The organism is Luteimonas sp. 3794 (assembly GCF_031456825.1).
Taxonomy (GTDB): domain Bacteria; phylum Pseudomonadota; class Gammaproteobacteria; order Xanthomonadales; family Xanthomonadaceae; genus Luteimonas.
Map to the genome: position 1 here is coordinate 15,700 of NZ_JAVDVJ010000002.1, position 21,579 is coordinate 37,278.

The window sequence follows — 21,579 nt, forward strand, 5'->3', positions numbered from 1 at the left end:
CAGCGACCACCTTGGCTAATGTGAAGCCCTTCCTTCCTCTGCGGGCACGTCGCCATGGGCGATCTCTACGGCATCGACTCCTCCACGTACGGCAGTCTGCCGTCGCAAGACCAGCAGGCGATCCGGGAGCAGTACCGTGCCGAGCAGGCGCCGGTCGAATCGCCACCTGAGACGCGCGAGGCACCCGAGATTGCGCCTGCCGAACCGATCACCTTCGCCAGCGCCGACACCACGGCCGAGGCGGTCGAGGCGATCCATGGAATCGACCTTCCATCGTCCGACGACTTGCCGAGTGGATTGGGCGAGCCCGTGCGCCAGGCGATCTACGGCGGACGCGTGGAGGCGTTCAACGAACGCCGCGCAGCGCAGGCCCAGGCCGCGCTCGACCGGCTGGAGCCGCAACGTTCGGATTTCGATTCCCTGAATGGCGCCACGGCCTCGTACGAACACGGCGAGGCGGTGACGGCCTTCAACAACAATCCGTACACCCAGCAGCTGCGTCGGATCGTGGAGGAGTCAACGACCAATCCGACCCAGGTGCCCGGCTACCTGCTCACCGCGGACACGCCGGCCACCGACGCCACGCGCCTGGACATCACCCAGGTGCGGACCGCACTGGGCGCGCTCGGCATCGACCTGCCTGCGGATGCCTCGCCGTCACAGGTGCAGGCTGGCTACGACATCCTCGCCACCGCGCCCGACGGCATCTTGGCGTGGGCGATCAATCCCGGCCAGCAGGTCAGCTTCCAGACGCCGGTGGCCGGCGTGGCCACGCTGCCGCTGCCCGTGCGCGGCGGGGCGGACATCACGGTGGTCGGGCAGGTAGAGATGTCGGGCGTGCAGACCGACATGGACTTCACCCAGACGCAGACCTTCGAGATGCAGGTCGATCTGCAGGGGACGCTGACTGCCGCCATCGGCAAGACGCCGCTCAACCGGATGTACGCATGGGCCGAGCGGCTCGATGCCTTCCCGGGCGCGCGGCAGATGATCGAGCAGTCGCCGCTGCTGCGCAACGTCTTCAAGGGCCTGCCAATCCCGGTTTCGGGCAGCTACACCGAGTTCGGTGGATCCCGCGTGACCTACGAGGCGGTGGTGACGCCTGAGCAGGGCGCGCGCATTTCCGATGGCGATCTGGCCGCGGTGCCCAATCCGCTCGACCCGATGTCCATGCCGATCGGCACCGGCACCCTGATGCGTGGGCAGACCCTGGCGGGCAGCCACTTCGAGGCGAACTACAAACTGCTGCACGTGACCGGCACGCACGTGGAACTGGACGGCCAGGGCTTTGGCGTGCATCGGGTGGACGCCAACACATTCGAGATCGTGGCCGGCGACGTGGAGACGGTGGAAAACGCCCTGTTCGTCGGCCTTGGCTATCGCGGCGTCGCCGCGATCGGCCTGACCGCGGACAGGAGTTCCGAGATGCGCGACCTGTCGATCGCACGCATCGACCTGCGTACCGAAGAAGGACAGGCCGCCTACCAGGCGTTCATGAGTTCCGGGCAGATGCCGGCCTGGTCGCCGCCTGGCGTGCTGCAGACCGGCACGACCCAGGTCTACGACGCCGACCATGCCACGCGCTTCGGCATCGAAGTCGGCGGATTCGGCTGGGGCACCGAGCTCAACAGCAGCGAAACCAATATCGTTTCCACCAGCTGGGCTGACGGCACCACCGACTACACAAATTCGGAGCGGATGGGCGACAACCACCTGGCGGAGTGGAGCTGGCAGACCGATGCCAATGGCGTTGAGGTCCCGGGCAGCGCGCGCTACCGCATGATGCTGTCCAGCTACGATCCTGCGCTGGCGTCGTATATGACCAATGCCTACAGCAGCGACCCACTCAACTCCAGTTCCTATGGCGACTTCGACGGCAACCAGAACGTGCGCCTGGAGTTCAGCGAAGCGGATCTGATGCAGATCCAGGCAGATGCACGCGAAGCGTTCCTGGCCAACGATCCGCAAGGTTTCAACCAGAACCTGCTCGACCAGATCGAGGCTGGCACCGCGGCTTCGAACGATCTCCAGGTACAACTTGCGATGGCGCAGACGCCAGCCGACGTCTGCAGGCTGGTGGGCAATCATTTCCTCCAGCAGCAAGTAGCGGTGCTGTTCGCGGGCATGTACGCGGGCCTCGGTCGTTCTGCGCCGGGAACGCTGACGGTGCGCGACGCGGGCTGAGTCGGGTCGCTGCTGCGGATGATCCGCGCTTCGCCTCCGGCGCCCGGAACACCCGGTAATGCGTCCCGGCCCAGCAGATGCACGTGGTTGTCCATCAGCACATAGGCATGCAGTTGCACGCCAGTCGCCATCAGCGCCTCCTGCAGTGCCTGCAGATAGCGCAGGCGGTCGCCATCGTCGAGGAAACAAGGCAGGCGATTGTTGCCGCGCTGCACGATGTGCTGCGGAATGCCAGGCAGGCCGAGGCGGGGCAGGCGAGCCATCAAAGAAAGATAGCGTGCCGCTCCGGACTCGGCGCGCGCATCGGTGGAATTCGGAGAAGGCTGGCCGGTTGGATGATCGACGCGTCGGAAAATGAACCTGATCCCGTCTAGCTCTCCTGTCCGAAAGACAAAGCACAACTCGTTATTTCCAGCATCTAGGGGACGCCCTAGGTGAGTAAAGCAGCGCATTTCACAGGCCGTCTACGTACTCCAATCTTGCCTGAAGACGCACGGTATCCGCGGCAAAAACGCCGCTATATTCCGGTCTCCCCCGAAGCAGGAGAACTGAAATGTCGCTCATCCAACAGCATAAGAAGACGGCACAAATGGTCGGCGTGGCGCTGGTCGCGGCCGTGGGGCTTGGTGGCTGTGCCACCTACAAGGACGACTTCGCACGCATCGACACGCGCCTCGATACCCTCGACTCACGGGTGCAGGGTGCCGCCCAGAGCGCGGAATCCGCCAACCAGTCCGCGACGCAGGCCAATCAGCGCCTGGATACGATGGAACGTCGCGTCCAGCAGCTTGAAACGGCGCCGCGTCGTACGCCGCGCGGTTGATCTGATCGGACCGGGACCCGTTGGCCTGCCGGCCGCGGGTCCCGGTGTGTCACCCGTTTTTTCGAGGAGTGTTCCCATCGCCAGGTCCCCACACGTTGCGATGCGGGTCTTCCACGGTGCGCTGCTGCTTGCGTTGGCATCCGCCAGCGTGGGCGTGGCCATGGCCGAGGAGTCCGCGACGCAACCGGTCGCTTCGGTCGACCAGCTTCCGCCCGGACAAGACGTGTCCGACACAGTGATCGAGCTTGCGGGCTGGGTCATCGCCGCCAACGACAACCACGGCTATCCGTTCGCGGTGATCGACAAGGCCGCCGCGCAGGTGCTGGTGTTCGGCGGCGACGGCAAGCTGCGGGGCGCAGCCCCCGGGCTGTTCGGTTCGGCCGTCGGCGACCATGCGGCGCCCGGCATTGCCGGTCTTGCGCTGCGCGAGATTCCGGGGCGGGATCGCACCACGCCTGCTGGTCGTTTCGTGGGCGGCTATGGCCCATCGATCGATGCCGGGCGTGTGCTGTGGGTGGACTACGATTCGGCGGTCTCGCTGCACCCGACTGCCAGCGGCCTTCCGGCCGAGCGACGCGACGAACGCTTGGCATCGCCGACGCCGGACGACAACCGCGTCACCCACGGCTGCATCAACGTCGCGCCCGGGTTCTATGAGCAGGTGATCCAGTCGACGTTCGAGAAGGGCGGCGTGTTCTACATCCTGCCGGACAAGGATTCGATGGCGGAGACGTTCCCGGAGTTCGCGGAAAGCCGCGCGTCGTCGAAGCGCGACGGTTGATTCAAATATCGGTCGGTGCCCGGGTACGTGAGCCTGGCGCTGTTGGAGAACGCGGGCCGGCTACGCGCTCTTGAGCGAAACGACCGCCAGGTTCACGTCCTGAGTGTGGCGGGACGATGCGCCGGGCCGGTTCCGGCAAAGCGTCGCTGGTGTCTGCATCGCATCGCATGGAACCTGTTGCGGGAAACACTGGCGAACGTCGCTTCGCCACACACGTCCCACCAAGTGACGCTGGACGCCGCTGCTGCGTCGATACACCGGTTCCAGTGTGGGCCCGGATCGGACCCACGCGCTTGCATCAAGCCGCCAACGCATCGATCGAAGACCGGGCCTGCGTCATCGTCGCTTCCTTGGCGTCCGGCCCGAGCAGCATGCCTTCGGCGATGACGAACTCGGGCGTGATGCCGATGAAGCCGAAGACCGCCCGCAGCCAGGTCTCGGCGTGCTCCTGATGCGCGGCGGGCGCGTCCCCGGCGTAGCGGTTTCCGCGCGCGATCGCGACGATGACGCGCTTGTCACCGACCAAGCCGATGGCACCCGTTTCGCCATAACGGAAAGTGCTGCCCGCGACCAGAATCCGATCGATCCAGGCCTTCAGCTGGCTTGGCACGGCGAAGTTGTACATCGGCGCACCGATCACGACGACGTCGGCGGCCAGAAATTCCGCAAGCGCGGACTCCGGGTCGTCGGGCGAGGGCGGGGCGGCCAGGGTGAAGTGATCGAGTGGGCGGGTGACCAAGTCGCGATAGGTAATGTCGAGAGCGGGATTGGCCGCCTTGAGGTGCGACACGATGTCGGCGGTGAGTCGGCGGCTGATGGATGCGTCGCCGGTAATGGCGCTGTCGAGATGGAGCAGTTTCATTGTGTGCCTCGGTTACGATTTGTGCCCGGGGCGACGATGCGCTACACCTGCAGCCTCCACAAGACGGCACATGCCGGTAACCGGAGGCACATGGGTGTGACCAGCCCGCCCGAACACACCATCGAGAGCTGCATGCACGTCAGCGATGTGCTGGCGCGTGTGGGCAGCAAGTGGAGCATCCTCGTCATCGCGAAGCTGGGGCAGGGGCCGCAGCGCTTCAACGCGCTCAAGCGCGAGATCGCCGGCATCTCGCAACGCATGTTGACGCTGACGGTGCGTGGGCTGGAACGCGACGGGCTGATCCTGCGCACCGTGACCCCGACCATTCCGCCGCGGGTGGATTACGCGCTCACCGATCTGGGGCGGTCGCTGCTGGAGCCGGTCCAGGCACTCGGGGAGTGGGCGATTGCCAACCGCGCGGTGGTCGAAGCGGCGCGGCATACGTTCGACGCGCAGCACCGGGAAAGCGGCACCGACGATTGAGCGCCCGAGGTGCGACGGCGCGGCGCGATCGGCGTGCGGGACTCGCTGCGGAGAAGTGAACCTGGCACCGTTCGGTGGAACGGGTACCTGGCGTCCTGGCCACTTGGCCAGGCTCAGGTGGATCGTTCGGCTGAATGCGCCCGCGTTGTCGGGATGACGGGATTTGTAAAGCGCTCAGTGCGACGACCGTACTTCGTCGCATGGGCTTCCCGCTGGCAGCGTAGGATGGGCGCACCCCGCATGCGCGGGAGTTCAGGTCGCATATGCAGACCCAGATGCATCGAGTGGAAAGCCTGCTGCGGCGTGTTGCCGCGGAAGGGGGCGGCACGGACGCCATCACCGCACAGGCAGTCACCCTCTGGAACGACTTGGGCGGGGCGCTCGTTCCCATCATTGGCGAGCGTGGCATGTCCGCGCTGTCTTCGCGTGCGCTGCATCTTGCGGGCGCGCGCCACGCCTGGCTGCGGGACGCTCTTGAAGCCGCTGGAAGCGTGCCTGCCTTTCCGGTCCTCGCCGAGGCGAGTTCGCGTCAATCCGAGGACGACGCGATTGTCGCGATCGCCGATCTATTCGACACGTTCGAGCGCCTGCTGGTGACCCTTATCGGGGCATCGCTCAGCGAGCGCCTGTTGCACCCACTCCGGGACGATCCGAGCGATCCGCCCCGCCAGGACATCTCTTCATGACCATGCAGAACGCGACGATCCGGCGACTCGCCACAGGAGTGAAGGGCCTTGATGCCGTGTTGGGCGGCGGGATCCCCGAATTCTCTTTCAACCTCATTGCGGGGTCGCCCGGTGCCGGCAAGACGACACTCGCGCACCAGCTCATGTTCGCCATGGCCACGCCGGAGCGACCGGCGATCTACTTCACCGTGCTGGGTGAGCCGGCATTGAAAATGCTGCGCTACCAGCAGCAGTTCGAGTTCTTCGATCCGGCGCGCGTGAACACCGCGATCCGCTTCGTCAACCTCGCCGACGACATCGCAGGCGGCGATCTGCAACAGGTGCTGGCGCGCATCGACGCCGAGGTGCGCGCGCATGCGCCTGGCTTCGTCTTTGTGGATTCGTTCCGCTCGGTGCTCCTGTCCCACCACGATGACGGCAATGCGTTTCTGACGCTGCAGCAGTTCATCCAGCACCTCGGGATGCTGTTGACGAGCTGGGAAGCGACAACCTTCCTGCTCGGGGAGTACTTCAGCGACGCGGATCCCAATCCCATCTTCACCGTTGCCGATGGACTGATCTGGTTGCGCCAGAGCGTCGAGCGCAACTCGATGGTGCGCAAGCTGGAGATCGTGAAGATGCGCGGCCAGCCGACCCTGCCAGGTTTGCATACGTTTCGCATCACCCCCGCAGGGTTGAGAGTGTTCGCCCCCGCGCGGGTGCCGGCCGATCCGGCCCGCGATCCGCCCGTGTCTTTGGAGGACCGGTGCAGCATGGGCGTTCCCGGCCTGGATGCGCTGCTCGGCGGTGGCCTGCCAAGAGGGTATTCGCTGCTCGTGGCCGGACCTTCTGGGTCCGGCAAGAGCATCTTGGCGACGGCATTTCTCGCCGAAGGTGCGCGCCTGGGCGAGACCGGTGTGATCGCTGCGTTCGAGCAGCGCTCGCGGCGATCGCGTGGCCCGCTGATTTCCGGGTTGATCGAGGACGGCCGCATTGGCGTGATCGACACCCGGGGGCCCGGACTTTCCGTGGACGAAATTGCGGTCCTGCTGATCGAGGAAGTGCAGCGGCTGAAGGCGAGCCGGGTGGTCATCGATTCGCTGTCCGGCTTCGAGCTCGCGCTCGCGCCGACCTTTCGCGAAGATTTCCGTGAATCGCTGGCACGGCTGGTGGCGGCACTCGCGGACACCGGCGCCACCGTCTTGATGACGTCCGAACTCGAAGACCGTTACAACGAGTTGAGATTCAGCCCCTACGGCACCGCGTTCCTGACCGATGCCATCATCGTGCAGCGGTACATCGAGGTCGACAGCCGGCTGGAGCGCGTGCTCGCGGTGGTCAAGGTGCGTGGCAGCGCGCATTCGCACGATCTCCGCCTGTTCGACATCGACGCAGACGGTATCCATCTCGGCGAACGCCTGGCAGGGCACGAAGGCCTGCTCAGCGGGCATCCGCGTCGGGTCGAGCTGGCGCCGCCTACCGTGCGCGGCGACTAGGATGTGCCGGGTGGACCGCTGGTGACCACGTCCGGGTTCGAGCCGCGGCCGGAGCCGGTTCGCACGGCGTTCGATTCGCGCGCGAGTCATGCGCAGTTGCGCGCCCAGCTCATCGAGCTCCAGTCCTTGGTGGGTGTCCTGCGCGCGGTGTCGAATGGATCCGAACCGGACCTCGCCGAGGCCAATGGCCATCTTGTCGTCGCCGCGCTGGCAGCGCAGGTCATGGCTGAAGATGCCTCGCGCCAGCGCGACCGCGTGGCGCTCGAGAGCTTGCGCGATCCGTTGACCGAAACCCCGAACCGGACCGCGATGCTCGACAGGCTGGGCGTCGCGATAACAGCGGCGCAAAGACGCGGCACGCGCTTTGCGGTGTTGTTCATCGATATCGACGACTTCAAACGCATCAACGACACGTTCGGTCATTCGGTTGGCGATGGCGTGCTGCAGTCCATGGCACGGCGGCTGGAATCGGGCCTCCGTGACACCGACACCGTGGGCCGCTACGGCGGCGAGGAGTTCCTGGTGTTGCTCGACGACCTGGCCTCGAGCGCGGACGCCTCGGCGATTGTGGAACACCTGCTGACGGTGATTGCGGCACCGGCGATCATCGGCGGTCACGACATCGCCCTGTCTGCGAGCCTCGGCATCGCCCTGTATCCGGACGACGCGACCGACGCGGCCTCGCTCATCGCACGCGCCGACGCTGCGATGTACTGCGCCAAGCGCCGGGGGCGGGGCGGCTACGAGTTCTGTCACAACGTCACGCGTCATGCTGACGGCTCGGTGCCCCTCTCCGGAGCAGGCGACGCTGCCCATGACGAGGCGTTGCGCTCGGCATACGTTCGAAGCGATCAGCACGCCGTACTGCAGGAAGCAAACGGCCAGCTTGTCGTGTCTGCCCTGGACGCACGTGCCGGCGAAGCGCATGCACGCGAGGCGCAGTCCAGGCAATCAGACGCGATGGCGATGGCGGCGCACGAGTTGCGCAATCCGCTCACCCCGATCCGCCTCGCCGCCGACATGCTCGACGCGGCGCGCGACGATCTGCCGCGGTTCGCCCGCTTGCGGGAGATCATCGATGACCAGGTCGGCCATATCGCGCGATTGGTGGATGATCTGCTCGACGGCACCCGGATCACCACCGGCAAGCTGCGGCTGGAGCAGGGGCCTGTGGATCTGGGCCAAGTGCTCGAGATAGCCGTGTTGAGCTGTCGGGCCGGGATCGATGCGCGTGGCCAGCAACTGGAATTCGCTGTTCTCCCTGCGGGTGCTGTCTGGCTTCACGCCGACCGGACGCGCCTGTTGCAGGTGTTCACCAACCTGCTCGACAACGCCTGCAAGTACACGCCAGAAGGTGGCCGCATCGGCGTGGCCCTGGAGCGGTTCGATGATCATGTGACAGTGAGCGTGCGCGACGATGGCATCGGGATTGCAGCCGAGGCCTTGCCGCAGGTATTCGATCTGTTCGTGCAGGTGGGTGACGGCTCGCCGGCACACAAAAGCGGGCTCGGCATCGGCTTGGCCCTGGTGCGTGAACTCGTCATGGCCCACGGTGGCACCGTCGTCGCGAGCAGCGCCGGCACGGGCCAAGGCAGTACGTTCGTGGTCACGTTGCCGCTGCCGGTCGCATCGACACCGGGCAGCCTGAGCGTCGGCTAGGACAGCTGGATCGATTCCGCGGGCATCTGCCTATATGCCGTTAGCGTTGTGCACGATCTCGGGTGGCATCGAAGTAAGGTGCCCGGTTCACTTATCCCGTTCCGCTTTGATGGTCGGAAAAGTGAACCTGGCAAACCTCGCACCATTTTTTGAAACGGCTGGCTTGAGGCGGCGGTCGGTGACGTTTCCGATCGACCGCGCGCGAGTTGGAGGGGGAGCCACACAGCGCTAGTCTGGCCGCTCATCAATCGTCGGTCTCAAACGCCGGAAGAATGGGGGCATGCGCAGTTGGATCTACGTTTGGCTGGGCCTCGCTGCGCTGATCCCAGCGAGCACGTGGTCGGTAACGGGCATCGCACAGGCAGTGCCGCATCAGCGCGTCAGCGAGACGCAGCCTACGGAGGCTTCGCCAACAGCTGCGCCTTCCATGGCGTACTGGCGGGAGGTCCATTTGTGGCCGGAGGATTCACCGGTGCTGCAGGCGGGCATCGAGGCGCTGGCGCATGAGTCATGGGCGCTCACCCATCCGAGCATGCTGGTCTACCGGCCAGCCGCGCGTGCACCGAGCGCCGCTGTTCTGGTGTTTCCGGGCGGTGGTTACAAGGCGCTGGGCATCGGTCCAAAAAGCACCTTGGGTCTGTACGGCTCGGACGTCTGCAAGTGGCTGACCGATGCCGGCATCACCTGCGTGCTCGTGAAATACCGCGTGCCCAACACGGGCTGCAACTGGAACCCCGTAACGAAGCAGCATGAGTCACCGGCGATTCCGATGGCGCTGCAGGATGCGCAACGGGCGATGTCGCTGGTCCGCCACAACGCGGCGGGCTGGGGCATCGATCCGAACCGGATCGGCGTGATGGGATTCTCCGCCGGCGGCAATCTCGCAGTGCTATCGAGCACGGAGTTTGCGTCGCGCAAGTACGCGCCGGTCGACTCCGCCGACGCGGTGCGTCTGCGTCCCGACTTCGCGATTCCGGTCTATGCCGGACACATGACCATGGAGCACAAGAACATTCGGCCTAAAGATTCGCCTGCGGCGCGGGCACTCAACACCGACATCGTGGTGTCCGCGGCTGTGCCGCCGACGTTGCTCATCCACGCGAAGGATGATGCGGTCGATCCTGTCGAGTATTCGGAGGTCTATAACAAGGCTCTGCGCGACGTCGGTGCGAACGTGACGCTGATCCGCTACGAGACTGGCGGACACGCGTTTGGCGTGCGTCTGAAGGGCACCGACAGCGACCGGTGGACGCAGGACGCAATGCGCTGGCTGACTGAGATCGGGATGCGGTGAGCCCCGACCTGGCTTTCACACCGCGCTGGCGCTGGGAGGCGGTTGCAGGTGCACTGAACCCGCGATGTTAATCGGCGTAGCGCCGCAGCACGGAGAGCCCGCTGTCGACGCAGCAGGATTTCGATCGCGTGCAGATCACAGTGCAATTCCGCGAGGGTGCCTACCGTTGTTGCGACTGCCGTCGTCAATTCGGAGGGAACAGGCGTGACATACACACAAGCCGCTGTGCAACCCATTGCAGACAAGCACACGATCGTCGACGGCCATCGGATCGCATACGCCACCTTTGGCGAAGGCGAGCCCGTGGTTCTCGTGCACGGCACGCCGTCTTCGTCGCTCATCTGGCGACATGTCGTGCCGCGTCTGACTGCAGTGGGCTTCAAGGCGCACGTTTTCGATCTGCTCGGCTATGGAGAATCCGAGCGCCCCTGGCGCAAGGATGTGGACACCTCGATTTCCGGTCAGGTCCGCATTCTCGAAGCGATGATGGACGTCTGGGGTCTGGACACCACGCACCTGGTTGCACACGACATTGGCGGCGGCGTTGCGCAGCGCTTCGGCGTTTTCCATCTGCCGCGACTCCGGACGCTCACGCTGATCGACAGCGTGAGTTTTGACAGTTACCCGTCCAGGCGGACGCAGGAGCAGATGTCTCAAGGTCTGGATGCGCTTGTGCGGGCGCCTGAAGCCCAGCATCGGGCGCATTTCGAGACGTGGCTGCGAAGTGCATCTGCAGACCCGGAACGCTTTGCGAATGATGCGCTGCCAGCGTACCTGGATTACATCTCCGGGCCGGTCGGGCAGGCGAGCTACATCCAGCATCAGATGCGGCACTACGATCCGAAACACACGATGGAAATCGCGGACCGCGTGGCGGAGCTTGGGCGGATTCCGGTGCAGTTGATCTGGGGGCGGGAGGACACCTGGCAGGTGCTGGATTGGGCGCATCGCCTGCACAAGGCGATCCCGGGCTCCGAGCTCCACGTTGTGGAAAACGCCGGTCACTTCTCGTTGGAGGACAGGCCGGAGGCCGTGTCAGAACACTTGATCCATTTCCTGCAAGCGCAGGTTCGAGCGCCGCTCAACCGGGAGTAGCTGCCGCGCGCAGCAACGACCATGTCCAGGTCTTCCGCATTTGGGCTCGTTGCGTGGCGATGACTCTGAAGCGGCGTGTCCTGGCATCCACCCCTACGTGCATGTCGTCGTGGCCGCAGGCGTATTGCGGCGGCAGGGAGGGACGGGTTACGGCAAGCTGCCGGTCAGCCAGTGCCTTCTCGAGCAGCTGCGCCAGATGTTGACTGGCGCTATGCAGCGGTCACATGCGCTGGGCGTGGCCCGCTGCGCAAGCGGTTCGTGTGCGGGCGACGCGTGCGCCTGGGTCGTTGCGGCTACTGCGGCATTTCGACATGCCCGCCGAAGCCGAAGCGCATCGCCGACAGCAGCTGGTCGCCGAAGGTGGTATCGGCGCGACTGCGATAGCGGGCGAACAGGGCGGCGGACAGCACGTACGCAGGCACGGCTTCTTCCATCGCGGCGTCGATCGTCCACTGGCCTTCGCCGGAATCGGAAACCTTGCCCGAGAATTCGGCCAGACGCGGATCGTCGGCGAGGGCGGATGCGCACAGGTCGAGCAGCCAGGACGAGATCACGCTGCCGCGCCGCCAGACCTCCGCCACCTCCGCCAGATCGATCTCGAAGCGCTCCGCCTCGGGTAGTTTCTCCGAGGCCTTGCCCTTGAGGATGTCGAAGCCTTCGGCGTAGGCCTGCATCAGGCCGTACTCGATGCCGTTGTGGACCATCTTGACGAAGTGGCCTGCGCCGGCCGGCCCCGCGTGGATGTAACCGCGCTCGGACGGTTTGACGGGGCCACTGCGGCCGGGTGTACGAAGCAGTTCGCCGTGGCCCGGGGCCAGCGTGTCGAATATCGGATCGAGACGTTCGACCACCTGTTGTTCGCCGCCGATCATCATGCAGTAGCCGCGCTCCAGCCCCCAGACGCCGCCCGAGGTGCCGACATCGACGTAATGCAGATGTTGCATCGCGCAGGCCTTTGCCCGGCGGATGTCGTCCTTGTAGAAGCTGTTGCCGCCGTCGATGATGATGTCGCCGGCCGTGGCCAACGGGATCAGCGCCTCGATCGTGGATTCGGTGATGGTGCCTGCCGGCAGCATGATCCAGAACACACGCGGCTCCGGCAGTCGGGCCGCCAGCTCATCGAGGGACCTGGTGACGGCGATGCCCTCGTCGGCGAGTGCGCTGGTGGCCGACGTGTTCTGGTCGAAGCCCACGACGTCGTGGCCGCCGCGCATCAAGCGCCGCGCGATATTGCCGCCCATCCGGCCGAGGCCGATCACTCCGATATGCATGGTCTCTGTCTCCCTCGAAACGGCTGTTCGGTGGCCTGGTCTGCGGCCGGATGGCGTAGGGCCACCCTGATGCCACGGTGCGCCGAGCAGGCGCACGGCGCAACTCGACGGGCGCCACCGGCTGGCCTGCGAACGACGCGCGAACGGTTGCAGCGATTGCGGTTCGAAGGGCTTAACTTGGATGTTGCAACCGTCTTGGATTGCCTTTGTATCGGGGTGGTCGTCCTTCCACGCGCTGTTCCTCGCGATGCCCGACGGCGTTGCACACGAACGCAGGGGCGAGGACGTTCGTAGCTCCCCGGTCGAGCGAAGCGGCATGGCGGGCCGGGCCGCTTCGCCGCCGTGTCAGGTAATCGCGAACACCACGACGAACTGCACGGCGCGGTACACCACGAAGTTGGCCGCCAGCAGCACCACCAGCAAGGCCGCGGCGGTCAGGCCTGCGCGCCACCAGGGGGTGGCGTAGACACGGCGGATGGCCACCGCCGAGTAGGCGAGCATCAGCGTCAAGACCACTGTGCGCCAGACGGTGTCGAACGCCGCGCTCCAGCCGCCCGACACCGCACGCTCCAGGTAGCCCAGCGGCCCCACCACCAGCTGGATCAGCAGCACGTAGAACGTGAACAGGTGCAGGGCGACGATCAGGTGTTCGGCGAAATACAGCGGCCGGCGGCGGAACGCGGTCGCCAGCACCAGCGCAAGAAAGGGCACGTGCAGGATGATCAGCAGTTGCTGATCGGGACGGCGCGGGCGTCGTAGGCGCGCGCGTAGTCGGCCACCGTGTAGCCCGCGCGACCGTCGGTGCGGGCGCGGGCAGCGCTGTCCCGTTTCGCGACGCGTACCTGCACCCAGCCGGCGGTCAACCGGCTGTGCAACTGGCCGGGCCATTGTTCGATGCGTGCCCGCGTCGCGGGCGAGAGGCGGTCGACGTTGTCGCGTGCGGCGAGGGACAGCGCGCCCGGCACCTGGTCGTCGAAGGGCAGGGTGAAGTCGCTCAGCGGTGGCGCCAGGAAGAACAGCAGGTTGGCGATGACGAACAGCGAGATCGGCGGCAGCCAACGCGCCCGGCGCCCCGCGATGTAATCGGCGGACAGCAGCCCAGGACGGAAGAACAGCGCGCGAAAACTACGCCAGACCCGGTTGTCGAGGTTGGTCAGTGCACCGAAGACCTGGCGCAGCAGGTGCATGAACCGGCGGTCGGCGTCGCGCAGGCGGGGCTGGCCGCAGGCGGCGCAGTAGGCGCCGTACAGCGGGGCACCGCAGTTGGGGCAGTGCGTGGTCGCGTCCGTGCCGGTCACGGTTCAGTCGTCGGTCTGTGGCTGGATGTCGGCAGGCAACGCATCGCCGGTGCGGCTGATGAATGCCGCCAACGCAGGCAGGTGCGCGCGGAAATCGCGTTGCGCCCGGTGCGGAACATAGGCGCGCTGCAGATGCTCCACCACCGGCCGGTACAGCGTGCCGCCCATGGCTTCGTTGAGTTCGAGATGCGTCTCTGCCGAGGCGGCGCCGAAGCGCTGGCCCTTGAGTGCGATCGCGACCGCATCGGACAGCACCTCGTGGACGAAGAAATAGGTGTTGAGGCGGGGATCATCGAAGAGTTCGAATTGCCGGGAAAACGCGTCGGCGTAGCGGATGTCGAGCAGGACGTCACGTTGGCCGCTGGCGAACTGTTCCAGTGCGATGTGCGTGGCCTCGTGCCACACGGCGTTGGCCAGCGGTTCGTCGAGATAGTCGAAGCGCGCGGCGTCGGTATCGCCCTCGGCAAGGAAGCGCGGATCGAACGGAATCAGGATCGGGCCGTAGTGGGCATGCCGCGGCGCGACTTCGTCGATGACGATGTTGGCCTTGAGCACCACGCCCAGCGGCGAAATGGAGAAATACAGCGTCTTGTCCAGGCCGCTGCCGTAGAAGTCGGCCAGCTCGGTGAGCGGATCCACCTGGGCCAGGCGCGTGCGGAACTGTTCGGTCCACCGCGCATAGTCGGGTTGATGGGCCTCGAAAAACCCGGCGAAGTCCGATGCGACGGCGAAGTCGGCCGCCAAGCGCAGGTATTCGTGCAGCCACTCCTCGCCCTTGATCGGTGTGAGATGCGCGAAGCCCTCGGGGGGCACGAGTACCGGTCCGGGCCATTCAAAGGCCCAGCCCAGTTCGACGAAGTCGTTGTAGGGCAGCGTACGCGCGTGGACGACGGCCGGGTGCTCGCGCAAATGGCCGAACCAGGCGTCGACCGCGCGGCGATAGTCGTAATCCTTGACCGGAGGGCCGTAGACGCGGGCGAGGTAATTGATGACGTGCAGGAGTTCGGTGCCCGGGTGGACGCCGACCTCGTAACGGATCGACGCGCTGGCATCGACCGGGGCGGCGGATGTGGACAGCATCTGCTCGGCCGCCTCCAGGTAGGGCGCGGGGTGGATGAGTTCCACATCGGGCAGCGTGCCCAGGCAGTCCCGCAGCCAGTGCACATGGCCCACGCCGTAGAGCACCAGAATGCGGTCGCCCGGCTCGGCCACCTGCAGGATCCGCGCACAGATCCGGGCATTGCGCGCGTACCAGTCGCTGACCAGATCGGCGCCGGGGTACCGGGTACCGTCGGACACGCGCACCAGGGTGCGGTAGAAGCCGTGATTCGCCTCGATCATCGCGTCACTGTTGAGCCACGCCATATAGGCCGGGATCGACAGCGTGTTGACCCGCTCGGCCATGACCGTGCCCAGCTCGGTGGCGTGGGCCAGGGCCTGGCGCATGTGGCCGGCGCCGGGCTCAGTGGTGATCGCACGCAGTGGCGCGAGATCGAAGCGGCCGTCCACATCCACCCCGTACATGCGCTCCAGGCCCGCCTTCATCGCGACGCGCTGCGCGATCTGGGTGATCTCGTTGCGGTCGCTGGCCAGTGCCTTCGGGTCGAGCGAACCGGACATCGCTAGGTCCGGTGTGGACACGCGCGCCTCCACGGCCACCTTGTTCGGCCGGAAGCCGAGCAGCGCATCACCCAGGGCCTCGAGCTCGCGCTGGCGCGCGGGCGACAGCACGTTGTCCGTATCGATATTGACCAGATCCTGGCCGGGGTTGTGCAGGTGGTGGGTGCCCAGCAGCAGGATGGTAATGGGCTTACCGCTGGCCGGAGGCTCGACAGGCGTGGCGACGGCAGAGACCGCTGCGAACAGTGTCAATACAGCCGCAATAAGGGCGCGCGGGAATGACATGGCGTGTGTTTTCCTGGGTGGCGACAGGGCGTACATCAACGTTTGCCTAGTTTTCCCAGGTCGTCAATATGCCCCGGCGCACTCCCTCGAGGGACGCGCGATTTGGAGGAATCCGCGGCCAGGCGCGAAGAACGCGGGGCGACACGTCGGGGCGGAATGGCGCTTCGCCCGGCCTCGTAAGCGCCTACCTGAGGCCGCGCTGCGCTCGACCGGCGTGCCGGAGACTGGCATACGAGGCGCCTGCGGTTGAGATCAGTGGCCGGCTTTTGCAGGTCGAGCGGCTGACTGCCAACTGCGCCCCGTAGATGGCCGGCGTGGTGGCGACTCCGCGAAGGCACGTCGGTCTTCATCGGTGCGTCATCGTCAACGCCGCAGATGGTGTACGCCGCCTCAGCCCGCAGGTAAATGCCCAACCGCCGTAATTCTGGATGATCACGCGGCTGCGCATGTGGGAGGCGGCGGCGTTCGCAATGTGCACGCGCGCGCCGCTTCACGCCATCAAGCGATCATCGCGCCGCATTGCCCTGAGCGTCATGAGGGCGGCAAGTGGGCCTCTCCCAGAACTTGTGAATCGTCGCGGCTCCACAAACTTTTCCCGAGGATTTGCGGTCCTGCGGTCTTCGTCCTGCCACACACGCTGCGTAGGCTGCGCCGTTCGCGCGCGAAGCGCCTGGCCTGGAGACACGATGGACACCGATACCCCGCTGATCGCCCGCCGCCGCCTGCTCAAGGCCGCCGGCTTAGGCCTGGGCATGGCCGGTATGGGCCTCACGCCGGTGGGGCAGCTGTTGGCGCGGGCTGGCAGTTCTACGCAGGTGCATGCCGGCTACGGGCCTTTGCAGCCGGTGCGTGACCTCAACACTGGTCTGCCGCTGCTGCAGCTGCCGGAGGGCTTCCGCTACACCACGTTCGGCTGGGCCGGGGAAGCGCTGGTCGGCGACATCGCGTGTCCGGGCAAGCACGACGGCATGGGCGTGGTACGCGCGCATGGTGACGTGGTCACGCTGGTGCGCAATCACGAGATCGGCGGCGAGACCACCGGCAGCTTCACGCCCCCCGGCGCGACCTGGGACCCGGACTGTGCCGGTGGCACGACCACGCTGCGCTTCGATACCGCGGCGGGCCGTCTGCTGGACGCACGGCCGTCGCTGTCGGGCACGCTGGTCAACTGTGCCGGCGGCGTCACGCCGTGGGGCACGTGGCTGTCGTGCGAAGAGATTGTGCTCACGCGCGGGCAGCAACTGCAGATCGATGGCGCCGTGCACACGATGAAGCAGTCGCACGGTTACGTGTTCGAGGTGCCCGCCGACGGGCTGTCCAGTGCCGAGCCGATCGTGGCAATGGGCCGCTTCAAGCACGAGGCTGCGACCGTGGATCCATCCACAGGGATCGTCTATCTGACCGAGGACGGGCACCGCCGTGCCGGCTTCTACCGGATGTTGCCCGCAGTACCAGGCGAGCTGCTGCGCGGCGGTCGGCTGCAGATGCTGGCCGCGGAGGGCGCACCGGATCTGCGCCGCGGCCGCCGGCAGGGCGAGCGGCTGAAGGTGCGATGGGTCGAGATCGAACATCCCGACGAGGGCGCCGATAGCGACAGTCCGACGCGCGACGAGGGGGTCGTTGCCCAGGGCGTGGCCGGGGGCGGCTCGGTATTCACCCGGCTCGAAGGCTGCATCTATGGCGACGGCCGCGTGTTCTTCACCTCGACCAATGGCGGCGATGCGAGCTGCGGCCAGGTCTGGGCCTACGATCCGGGCGCCGAGCTGCTGGAGCTGGTCTTCGAATCACCGGATCCGCATGTGCTGGACTATCCCGACAACGTGGTGCTCAGCCCGCGCGGCGGCCTGGTGATCTGCGAAGACTCCGCCCAGCCAGTGCAGCGGCTCTACGGGATGACCGGCGCGGGCGGTCTGTTCGAGTTCTGCCGAAGCGATGTTGTGCTCGCAGGGCAGGGCGGCTTTACCGGCGATTATCGCGGGGCCGAATGGGCCGGCGCATGCTTCTCGCCGGATGGTCGCTGGCTGTTCGCGAACGTCTACACGCCGGGCTTTACGGTCGCGATCACCGGGCCCTGGCGCGACGGGTTGATCTGAGGCACGCCGGGGTCGGCGTGCGTTGCATCAGCGGCAGTTCGTAGGGCGTCGTCGACGCAGGTACATGGAGCTGGCGGCTATCGACCACTGTTCCGACGTTTTTTGCAGTGTCACCAACATGGCGGAGGTGTTCAGACCCTACTACTGCTTCATAGGAAACCAGCCTTGCATGCTTTGAATGATGGCCCACATCTTTTGCGGAATTTTCAGAGCAGTCGTTTGGAACGTAATGGACCAGTCTCTCGCTACGTGATTCCGGCTCCGCTTGCCGTTCAATATGAGATCACGCCGCTTGGCAACACCTTGCTGCAACCCTTGCGAGAACTGCATGCGTGGACACTCGACAAGCTTCCGCTTGTTGAAGACGCGCGAAACGCATTCGATCTGCAAAATTCGAATTGAAGGGGCGGCTCAGAAGGGCCTGCCTCAATTTCTGCCCCCGGCGTGGGGCCACCGTCATGCGTTTCGATCAGGACTACCAGCCCGGCGCTGGGCCATCGCGCACCCGCGTCCTATCGCCCGCGCGGGAGAGCAGCGCGTATGTGGACGTACGGCGCCCTAGTCCAGCTTAGAAGCGAGCGGGTCGAATCGCCTGGGCAGTTCTGGCACGCTGCTTGCATGGATGAGCCCGTGATCAGTTTCCGAGCATCCACATGCCACACACCGCGCACTCCACCGTCATCGCCGGGCCCTGGACGGCCCAGCCCCATGCGCCTGCTCGCCGGACGCCCGAGCGTCGCCGGGGCGCGCCGCCGGCTGACACTGCCCAGCTGCGCGAAGGTCTGAAGCCGGCCCAGCTCGTCACGATGGAAGCGCTGGAGATCTTCGGCTGGCGCCTGGCCTTCGTGCGCCGCCCGCTGTTCCAGGCGCCGATTCCGGTTCTGTTCGACCGGGAGGGCACGCGCCATGTGGTGATCCTCGAAGACGGGACTTTGGACGAACAGCCCGTGCTGCCACTGAGGACCTAACCGCATGGCGGCTTGCGGTGCCAGGCTCACGTATCACGCGTGAACGGGCTATGCGTAGGCGTCGTGCGACGTCGGCGCCGCACCGCGCGCGCCCTGAGGGAACGTCCGCATTCCAGGCGCCTTGGCGGAGCGTCGGAAGCGACGCAGGCGGCCGACTACGATTGGCGGGCGCGCCACTACGATTCGTTCTGAATCGCTTTCCGACGCCGCGACGACACGGTCTCGTGCCGGTGCCGGAGCGTGGATCGCCTGCCTACGGCCCCATTCCCTGCACTGGAGCCGCTGCCATGTCCCTTGCGCACATCCTCGCGCTGGTCGCTCTGGTCGCGACCAGGTCCCATGCTCGATACGCGGGCGACGACATCCGCTATTTCGAGCTGATCGACGTCAGCCACGACCGCGAGGTCTAGGTCTCGGCGGCGCCCGCCGGCGACTGCAGGTTCGTATCGATCGCGATCTCGCCGCTGCGTGGCGGCTTCAACACCGCAAGAATCGAGCTCTCCAGGGCGTATTGCGTCCAGGACTTTCGCATCAGCTTTCGTGACGGCCGCACGCTGATCTATCGCGGTATCGATGCCTGGCGCAGCCGAGGCCTGTACCTGCGGGCGAGCGATCGCCGGCGCGGAGATGTCGGCGCGCCGGGCCTAACGGCCGCTCGTGCTGACTGAGCGCGGCCTGTCGAATCAGGTCTATTCGGAGAGTGGCGCTTCTGCCGACGTGACGCGACCGCGGCTGCCCGGTGTGGTCTCGGAGCGAGTTGGCAGCGTTTTGTTCCCAGCCACGCCGACGACTCCGTTTGTATTCCCCAGCTCAGCAGCGACACGAATCCTTGCGTGCGCATCGCGAGTTGCGCCGGGCGACGAAACGGCATGCGGCTACGTGCAGCCCCGCCTCAGCTGGCCTGCACGAATGCGCGATAGTCCTCGATGGTGTCCTCGACACTGGCCTCGAACAGTCGGGTGCCGGCATCGATCGACGCCAGCGAAGGATCGGAGCCGATGCGGCCATCCGGAAAGCGCTGGCGATAGTCCCTGGCATCGCCGAAATGACGGCTGGGCGCGAGGCGCGGTTCCAGCGTCATGGGTTGCGCGCGATCGGGATAGGCATGCCAGGTCAACGAGATTTCCGACGGCGTGGCATGGGCGCCTTCGCTGTCGGCGAAGAGCTCGCGCGAAATCGCCTGCACGCGCCTGCCCATGTACCAGTTGGCCAGCTTGAGCGACGGAGCGCTGGTGCTGCTGCCGGTGAAGCTGGCCTCGGAATGGATCTCGGCGAAGGCTGCGTTCACCGTGGCGACGTTGCCGCCGTGCCCATTGAAGAAGTAGATGTTGCGAAAGCCGTGGCGCGCCAGCGACTGCACCACGTCCCGGATCACCGCGATCAGGGTGGTGGGGCGGAACGAGATCGAACCGGGAAACGCCAGGTGATGCTGGGCCATGCCGATGCTCAGCGTGGGCGCCACCAGCACGCCGATGCGCTTGCCGACTTCATGGGCGACCACTTCCGGACAAATTGAATCTGTGCCGACCAGTCCATTCGGGCCGTGTTGCTCGGTGGAACCGATCGGGACGATGATGCCGTGGGAGTGTTCCAGATACTGCTGGATGTCCGGCCAGGTGCTGAGTTGAAGGCGCATGGGAGCTCAAGGACAGGGAAGGCTGCTCAGGATAGAGGGACCGCCGCTTGCCTGCTCAGATGGGCGACTGCAGCGGCGGGGGCAGCTATTGCACGGCCGCCGAGTGCGATGCGTGTCCGGTGCAGCGCCGGCAGTCCGCTCGCAGTCCGAAGCCTTCGCTTCGAAACTTTGGGAGCGATGCGTTTCCGCAAACCGTGCTGCCACCTCGTGAAATCTGCATTGCAGGCAGGGTGCGGCCTGATTGTTTTCAGGACACGGGCGGAGTAGCGTCGTTTCATGCAGGCCGCATGCACGCAGTAAACCGCAAATGGAGTTTGCCCCGTGAATCGAACCGTTTCCGGCGCAATCGCCGTTCTCCTGCGCTGCAGTCGGCGCGCCCTACGTCGCTGCCACATCGGCGCGCTTGTCGTCGGTTTCTCCACGATCACCGGATTGCTGATGATGACTGGATGTGCAGACAACACCCGGAACGGGGCGTCGGCTCCGTCGCCCCGCCCAGGCAACTTTCCCGTGGTCGAGCCTTTCGCACTGGACGAAGCCGGCAGCAGGGTGAGTGTCACGTTCGAGCTGCCCGATGCACGCGACAACGGTATCCTGCGGCCGGTGTTTGTCGGGTTTCGTGCAATTAACACATCGGCCGAAACCGATGCGGCATTGCGGGAGGCAATGAAAGTCACGGATTACCTCCACGAGACCCCGATCCCAGTCAGGTTGAAGCTGTGGCGGATCGACGACGCAGAGCCGAAGCCTGTGGTGCTCAGCGACGGACACTGGGACATGCAGAACAAACGTGCGTGGTGGGAACCCCATCCGGAAAAAGTGTTCACGCTGCATCCGGCAGGAAGTACCGATAACCGTCCTCTGATCGACTCGGGACTCTATGACCTCGACGAGGTTTACTACATCCACGAGTTCGCCAGAATCGTGCCGCCCACGCCGGGCCGCTACCGCCTGGAGGTGGAAAACCTGGAGTCCCACCCGATGCTGCAGCAGCAGAAACAGCTTTTAACCTTGTTGCGCTACGAGTTGCTCGTCTCGCATTACCAGCAACGTGGCATCGAGTAGC

22 protein-coding genes and 1 pseudogene are annotated in these 21,579 nt (G+C 65.7%); 15 read left to right on the forward strand and 8 right to left on the reverse strand.

The window, feature by feature from the left end:
- Nucleotides 1-54 precede the first annotated feature (54 nt).
- A complete protein-coding gene (locus J2X52_RS03705; RefSeq protein WP_310148917.1) occupies nt 55-2,184 on the forward strand; it encodes a hypothetical protein in 2,130 nt (709 codons plus the stop codon).
- Here J2X52_RS03705 and J2X52_RS03710 read toward each other — a convergent pair.
- Complete coding sequence (locus tag J2X52_RS03710; RefSeq protein ID WP_310150248.1) at nt 2,085-2,399, reverse strand: hypothetical protein; 315 nt, start codon at nt 2,397-2,399, stop codon at nt 2,085-2,087. The two genes, J2X52_RS03705 and J2X52_RS03710, sit on opposite strands and share 100 nt — an antisense overlap.
- Here J2X52_RS03710 and J2X52_RS03715 point away from each other — a divergent pair.
- The 3 genes from J2X52_RS03715 (at nt 2,292) to J2X52_RS03725 (ending at nt 3,788) form a co-directional block, all read left to right on the forward strand.
- Complete coding sequence (locus tag J2X52_RS03715) at nt 2,292-2,558, forward strand: hypothetical protein (RefSeq protein WP_310150303.1); 267 nt, start codon at nt 2,292-2,294, stop codon at nt 2,556-2,558. The genes J2X52_RS03710 and J2X52_RS03715 overlap by 108 nt on opposite strands.
- A 179-nt stretch (nt 2,559-2,737) precedes the next feature.
- A complete protein-coding gene (locus tag J2X52_RS03720; protein ID WP_232135700.1) occupies nt 2,738-3,007 on the forward strand; it encodes a hemolysin XhlA family protein in 270 nt (89 codons plus the stop codon).
- Nucleotides 3,008-3,107: 100 nt separating this feature from the next.
- Complete coding sequence (locus J2X52_RS03725) at nt 3,108-3,788, forward strand: hypothetical protein (RefSeq protein ID WP_343226782.1); 681 nt, start codon at nt 3,108-3,110, stop codon at nt 3,786-3,788.
- A 298-nt stretch (nt 3,789-4,086) separates the two neighbouring features.
- Here J2X52_RS03725 and J2X52_RS03730 read toward each other — a convergent pair whose 3' ends face one another.
- On the reverse strand, nt 4,087-4,650 hold the full coding sequence (locus J2X52_RS03730; protein WP_310148925.1) for an NAD(P)H-dependent oxidoreductase: 564 nt from the start codon (nt 4,648-4,650) through the stop codon (nt 4,087-4,089).
- A gap of 90 nt (nt 4,651-4,740) precedes the next feature.
- Between J2X52_RS03730 and J2X52_RS03735 the strand changes: the two genes are divergently transcribed.
- From J2X52_RS03735 to J2X52_RS03760, 6 genes are all read left to right on the forward strand, one after another.
- Nucleotides 4,741-5,133 carry a helix-turn-helix domain-containing protein gene (locus tag J2X52_RS03735; RefSeq protein ID WP_310148928.1) on the forward strand — a complete coding sequence of 131 codons (393 nt, stop codon included), beginning with the start codon at nt 4,741-4,743 and terminating at the stop codon, nt 5,131-5,133.
- Between the two features lie 263 nt (nt 5,134-5,396).
- Nucleotides 5,397-5,819 carry a hypothetical protein gene (locus J2X52_RS03740; RefSeq protein ID WP_310148933.1) on the forward strand — a complete coding sequence of 141 codons (423 nt, stop codon included), beginning with the start codon at nt 5,397-5,399 and terminating at the stop codon, nt 5,817-5,819.
- A complete protein-coding gene (locus J2X52_RS03745) occupies nt 5,816-7,294 on the forward strand; it encodes an ATPase domain-containing protein (RefSeq protein WP_310148936.1) in 1,479 nt (492 codons plus the stop codon). Before J2X52_RS03740 ends, J2X52_RS03745 begins: the two co-directional genes overlap by 4 nt.
- Nucleotides 7,295-7,315: 21 nt before the next feature.
- Complete coding sequence (locus J2X52_RS03750) at nt 7,316-8,953, forward strand: diguanylate cyclase (RefSeq protein WP_310148939.1); 1,638 nt, start codon at nt 7,316-7,318, stop codon at nt 8,951-8,953.
- A 280-nt stretch (nt 8,954-9,233) separates the two neighbouring features.
- Nucleotides 9,234-10,247 (forward strand): alpha/beta hydrolase, encoded by a 1,014-nt coding sequence (locus J2X52_RS03755; RefSeq protein WP_310148942.1) that lies wholly within the window; start codon nt 9,234-9,236, stop codon nt 10,245-10,247.
- A 204-nt stretch (nt 10,248-10,451) separates the two neighbouring features.
- The gene (locus J2X52_RS03760) at nt 10,452-11,342 is read left to right on the forward strand and encodes an alpha/beta hydrolase (RefSeq protein ID WP_310148945.1); all 891 of its coding nucleotides are present in this window, start codon (nt 10,452-10,454) and stop codon (nt 11,340-11,342) included.
- A 293-nt stretch (nt 11,343-11,635) separates the two neighbouring features.
- On the opposite strand, the pseudogene gnd reads toward J2X52_RS03760, so the two are convergent.
- The 4 genes and pseudogenes from gnd to J2X52_RS03780 form a co-directional block, all read right to left on the reverse strand.
- A pseudogene (gene gnd, locus J2X52_RS03765) lies at nt 11,636-12,631 on the reverse strand (phosphogluconate dehydrogenase (NAD(+)-dependent, decarboxylating)); the annotation flags it as partial.
- A gap of 327 nt (nt 12,632-12,958) precedes the next feature.
- Nucleotides 12,959-13,324, reverse strand: coding sequence for a hypothetical protein (locus J2X52_RS03770; RefSeq protein WP_310148948.1), 366 nt, complete (start codon nt 13,322-13,324; stop codon nt 12,959-12,961).
- An 11-nt stretch (nt 13,325-13,335) separates the two neighbouring features.
- Nucleotides 13,336-13,911: a DUF3667 domain-containing protein gene (locus tag J2X52_RS03775; protein WP_310148949.1), complete on the reverse strand. Its 576-nt coding sequence runs from the start codon at nt 13,909-13,911 to the stop codon at nt 13,336-13,338.
- Nucleotides 13,912-13,914: 3 nt separating this feature from the next.
- The gene (locus J2X52_RS03780; RefSeq protein ID WP_310148952.1) at nt 13,915-15,816 is read right to left on the reverse strand and encodes a DUF5694 domain-containing protein; all 1,902 of its coding nucleotides are present in this window, start codon (nt 15,814-15,816) and stop codon (nt 13,915-13,917) included.
- Between the two features lie 686 nt (nt 15,817-16,502).
- Here J2X52_RS03780 and J2X52_RS03785 point away from each other — a divergent pair.
- The 4 genes from J2X52_RS03785 to J2X52_RS03800 all read left to right on the forward strand — a co-directional run bounded on the left by J2X52_RS03785 (nt 16,503) and on the right by J2X52_RS03800 (nt 19,287).
- Nucleotides 16,503-17,909: an alkaline phosphatase PhoX gene (locus J2X52_RS03785; protein ID WP_310148954.1), complete on the forward strand. Its 1,407-nt coding sequence runs from the start codon at nt 16,503-16,505 to the stop codon at nt 17,907-17,909.
- Between the two features lie 165 nt (nt 17,910-18,074).
- The gene (locus J2X52_RS03790) at nt 18,075-18,311 is read left to right on the forward strand and encodes a hypothetical protein (protein ID WP_310148956.1); all 237 of its coding nucleotides are present in this window, start codon (nt 18,075-18,077) and stop codon (nt 18,309-18,311) included.
- A 251-nt stretch (nt 18,312-18,562) separates the two neighbouring features.
- Nucleotides 18,563-18,877 (forward strand): hypothetical protein, encoded by a 315-nt coding sequence (locus tag J2X52_RS03795; protein ID WP_310148958.1) that lies wholly within the window; start codon nt 18,563-18,565, stop codon nt 18,875-18,877.
- 287 nt (nt 18,878-19,164) lie between these two features.
- Entirely contained in the window at nt 19,165-19,287 is a 123-nt protein-coding gene (locus J2X52_RS03800; RefSeq protein WP_310148961.1) for a hypothetical protein, read from the forward strand.
- Here J2X52_RS03800 and J2X52_RS03805 read toward each other — a convergent pair.
- Both J2X52_RS03805 and J2X52_RS03810 read right to left on the reverse strand, forming a co-directional pair.
- Nucleotides 19,284-19,409 carry a hypothetical protein gene (locus J2X52_RS03805; protein ID WP_310148964.1) on the reverse strand — a complete coding sequence of 42 codons (126 nt, stop codon included), beginning with the start codon at nt 19,407-19,409 and terminating at the stop codon, nt 19,284-19,286. The two genes, J2X52_RS03800 and J2X52_RS03805, sit on opposite strands and share 4 nt — an antisense overlap.
- 360 nt (nt 19,410-19,769) lie before the next feature.
- Nucleotides 19,770-20,513: a creatininase family protein gene (locus J2X52_RS03810; RefSeq protein WP_310148967.1), complete on the reverse strand. Its 744-nt coding sequence runs from the start codon at nt 20,511-20,513 to the stop codon at nt 19,770-19,772.
- 321 nt (nt 20,514-20,834) lie between these two features.
- On the opposite strand from J2X52_RS03810, the gene J2X52_RS03815 reads away from it, so the two are divergent.
- Nucleotides 20,835-21,578: a hypothetical protein gene (locus J2X52_RS03815; RefSeq protein WP_310148971.1), complete on the forward strand. Its 744-nt coding sequence runs from the start codon at nt 20,835-20,837 to the stop codon at nt 21,576-21,578.
- Nucleotide 21,579: the final 1 nt, after the last annotated feature.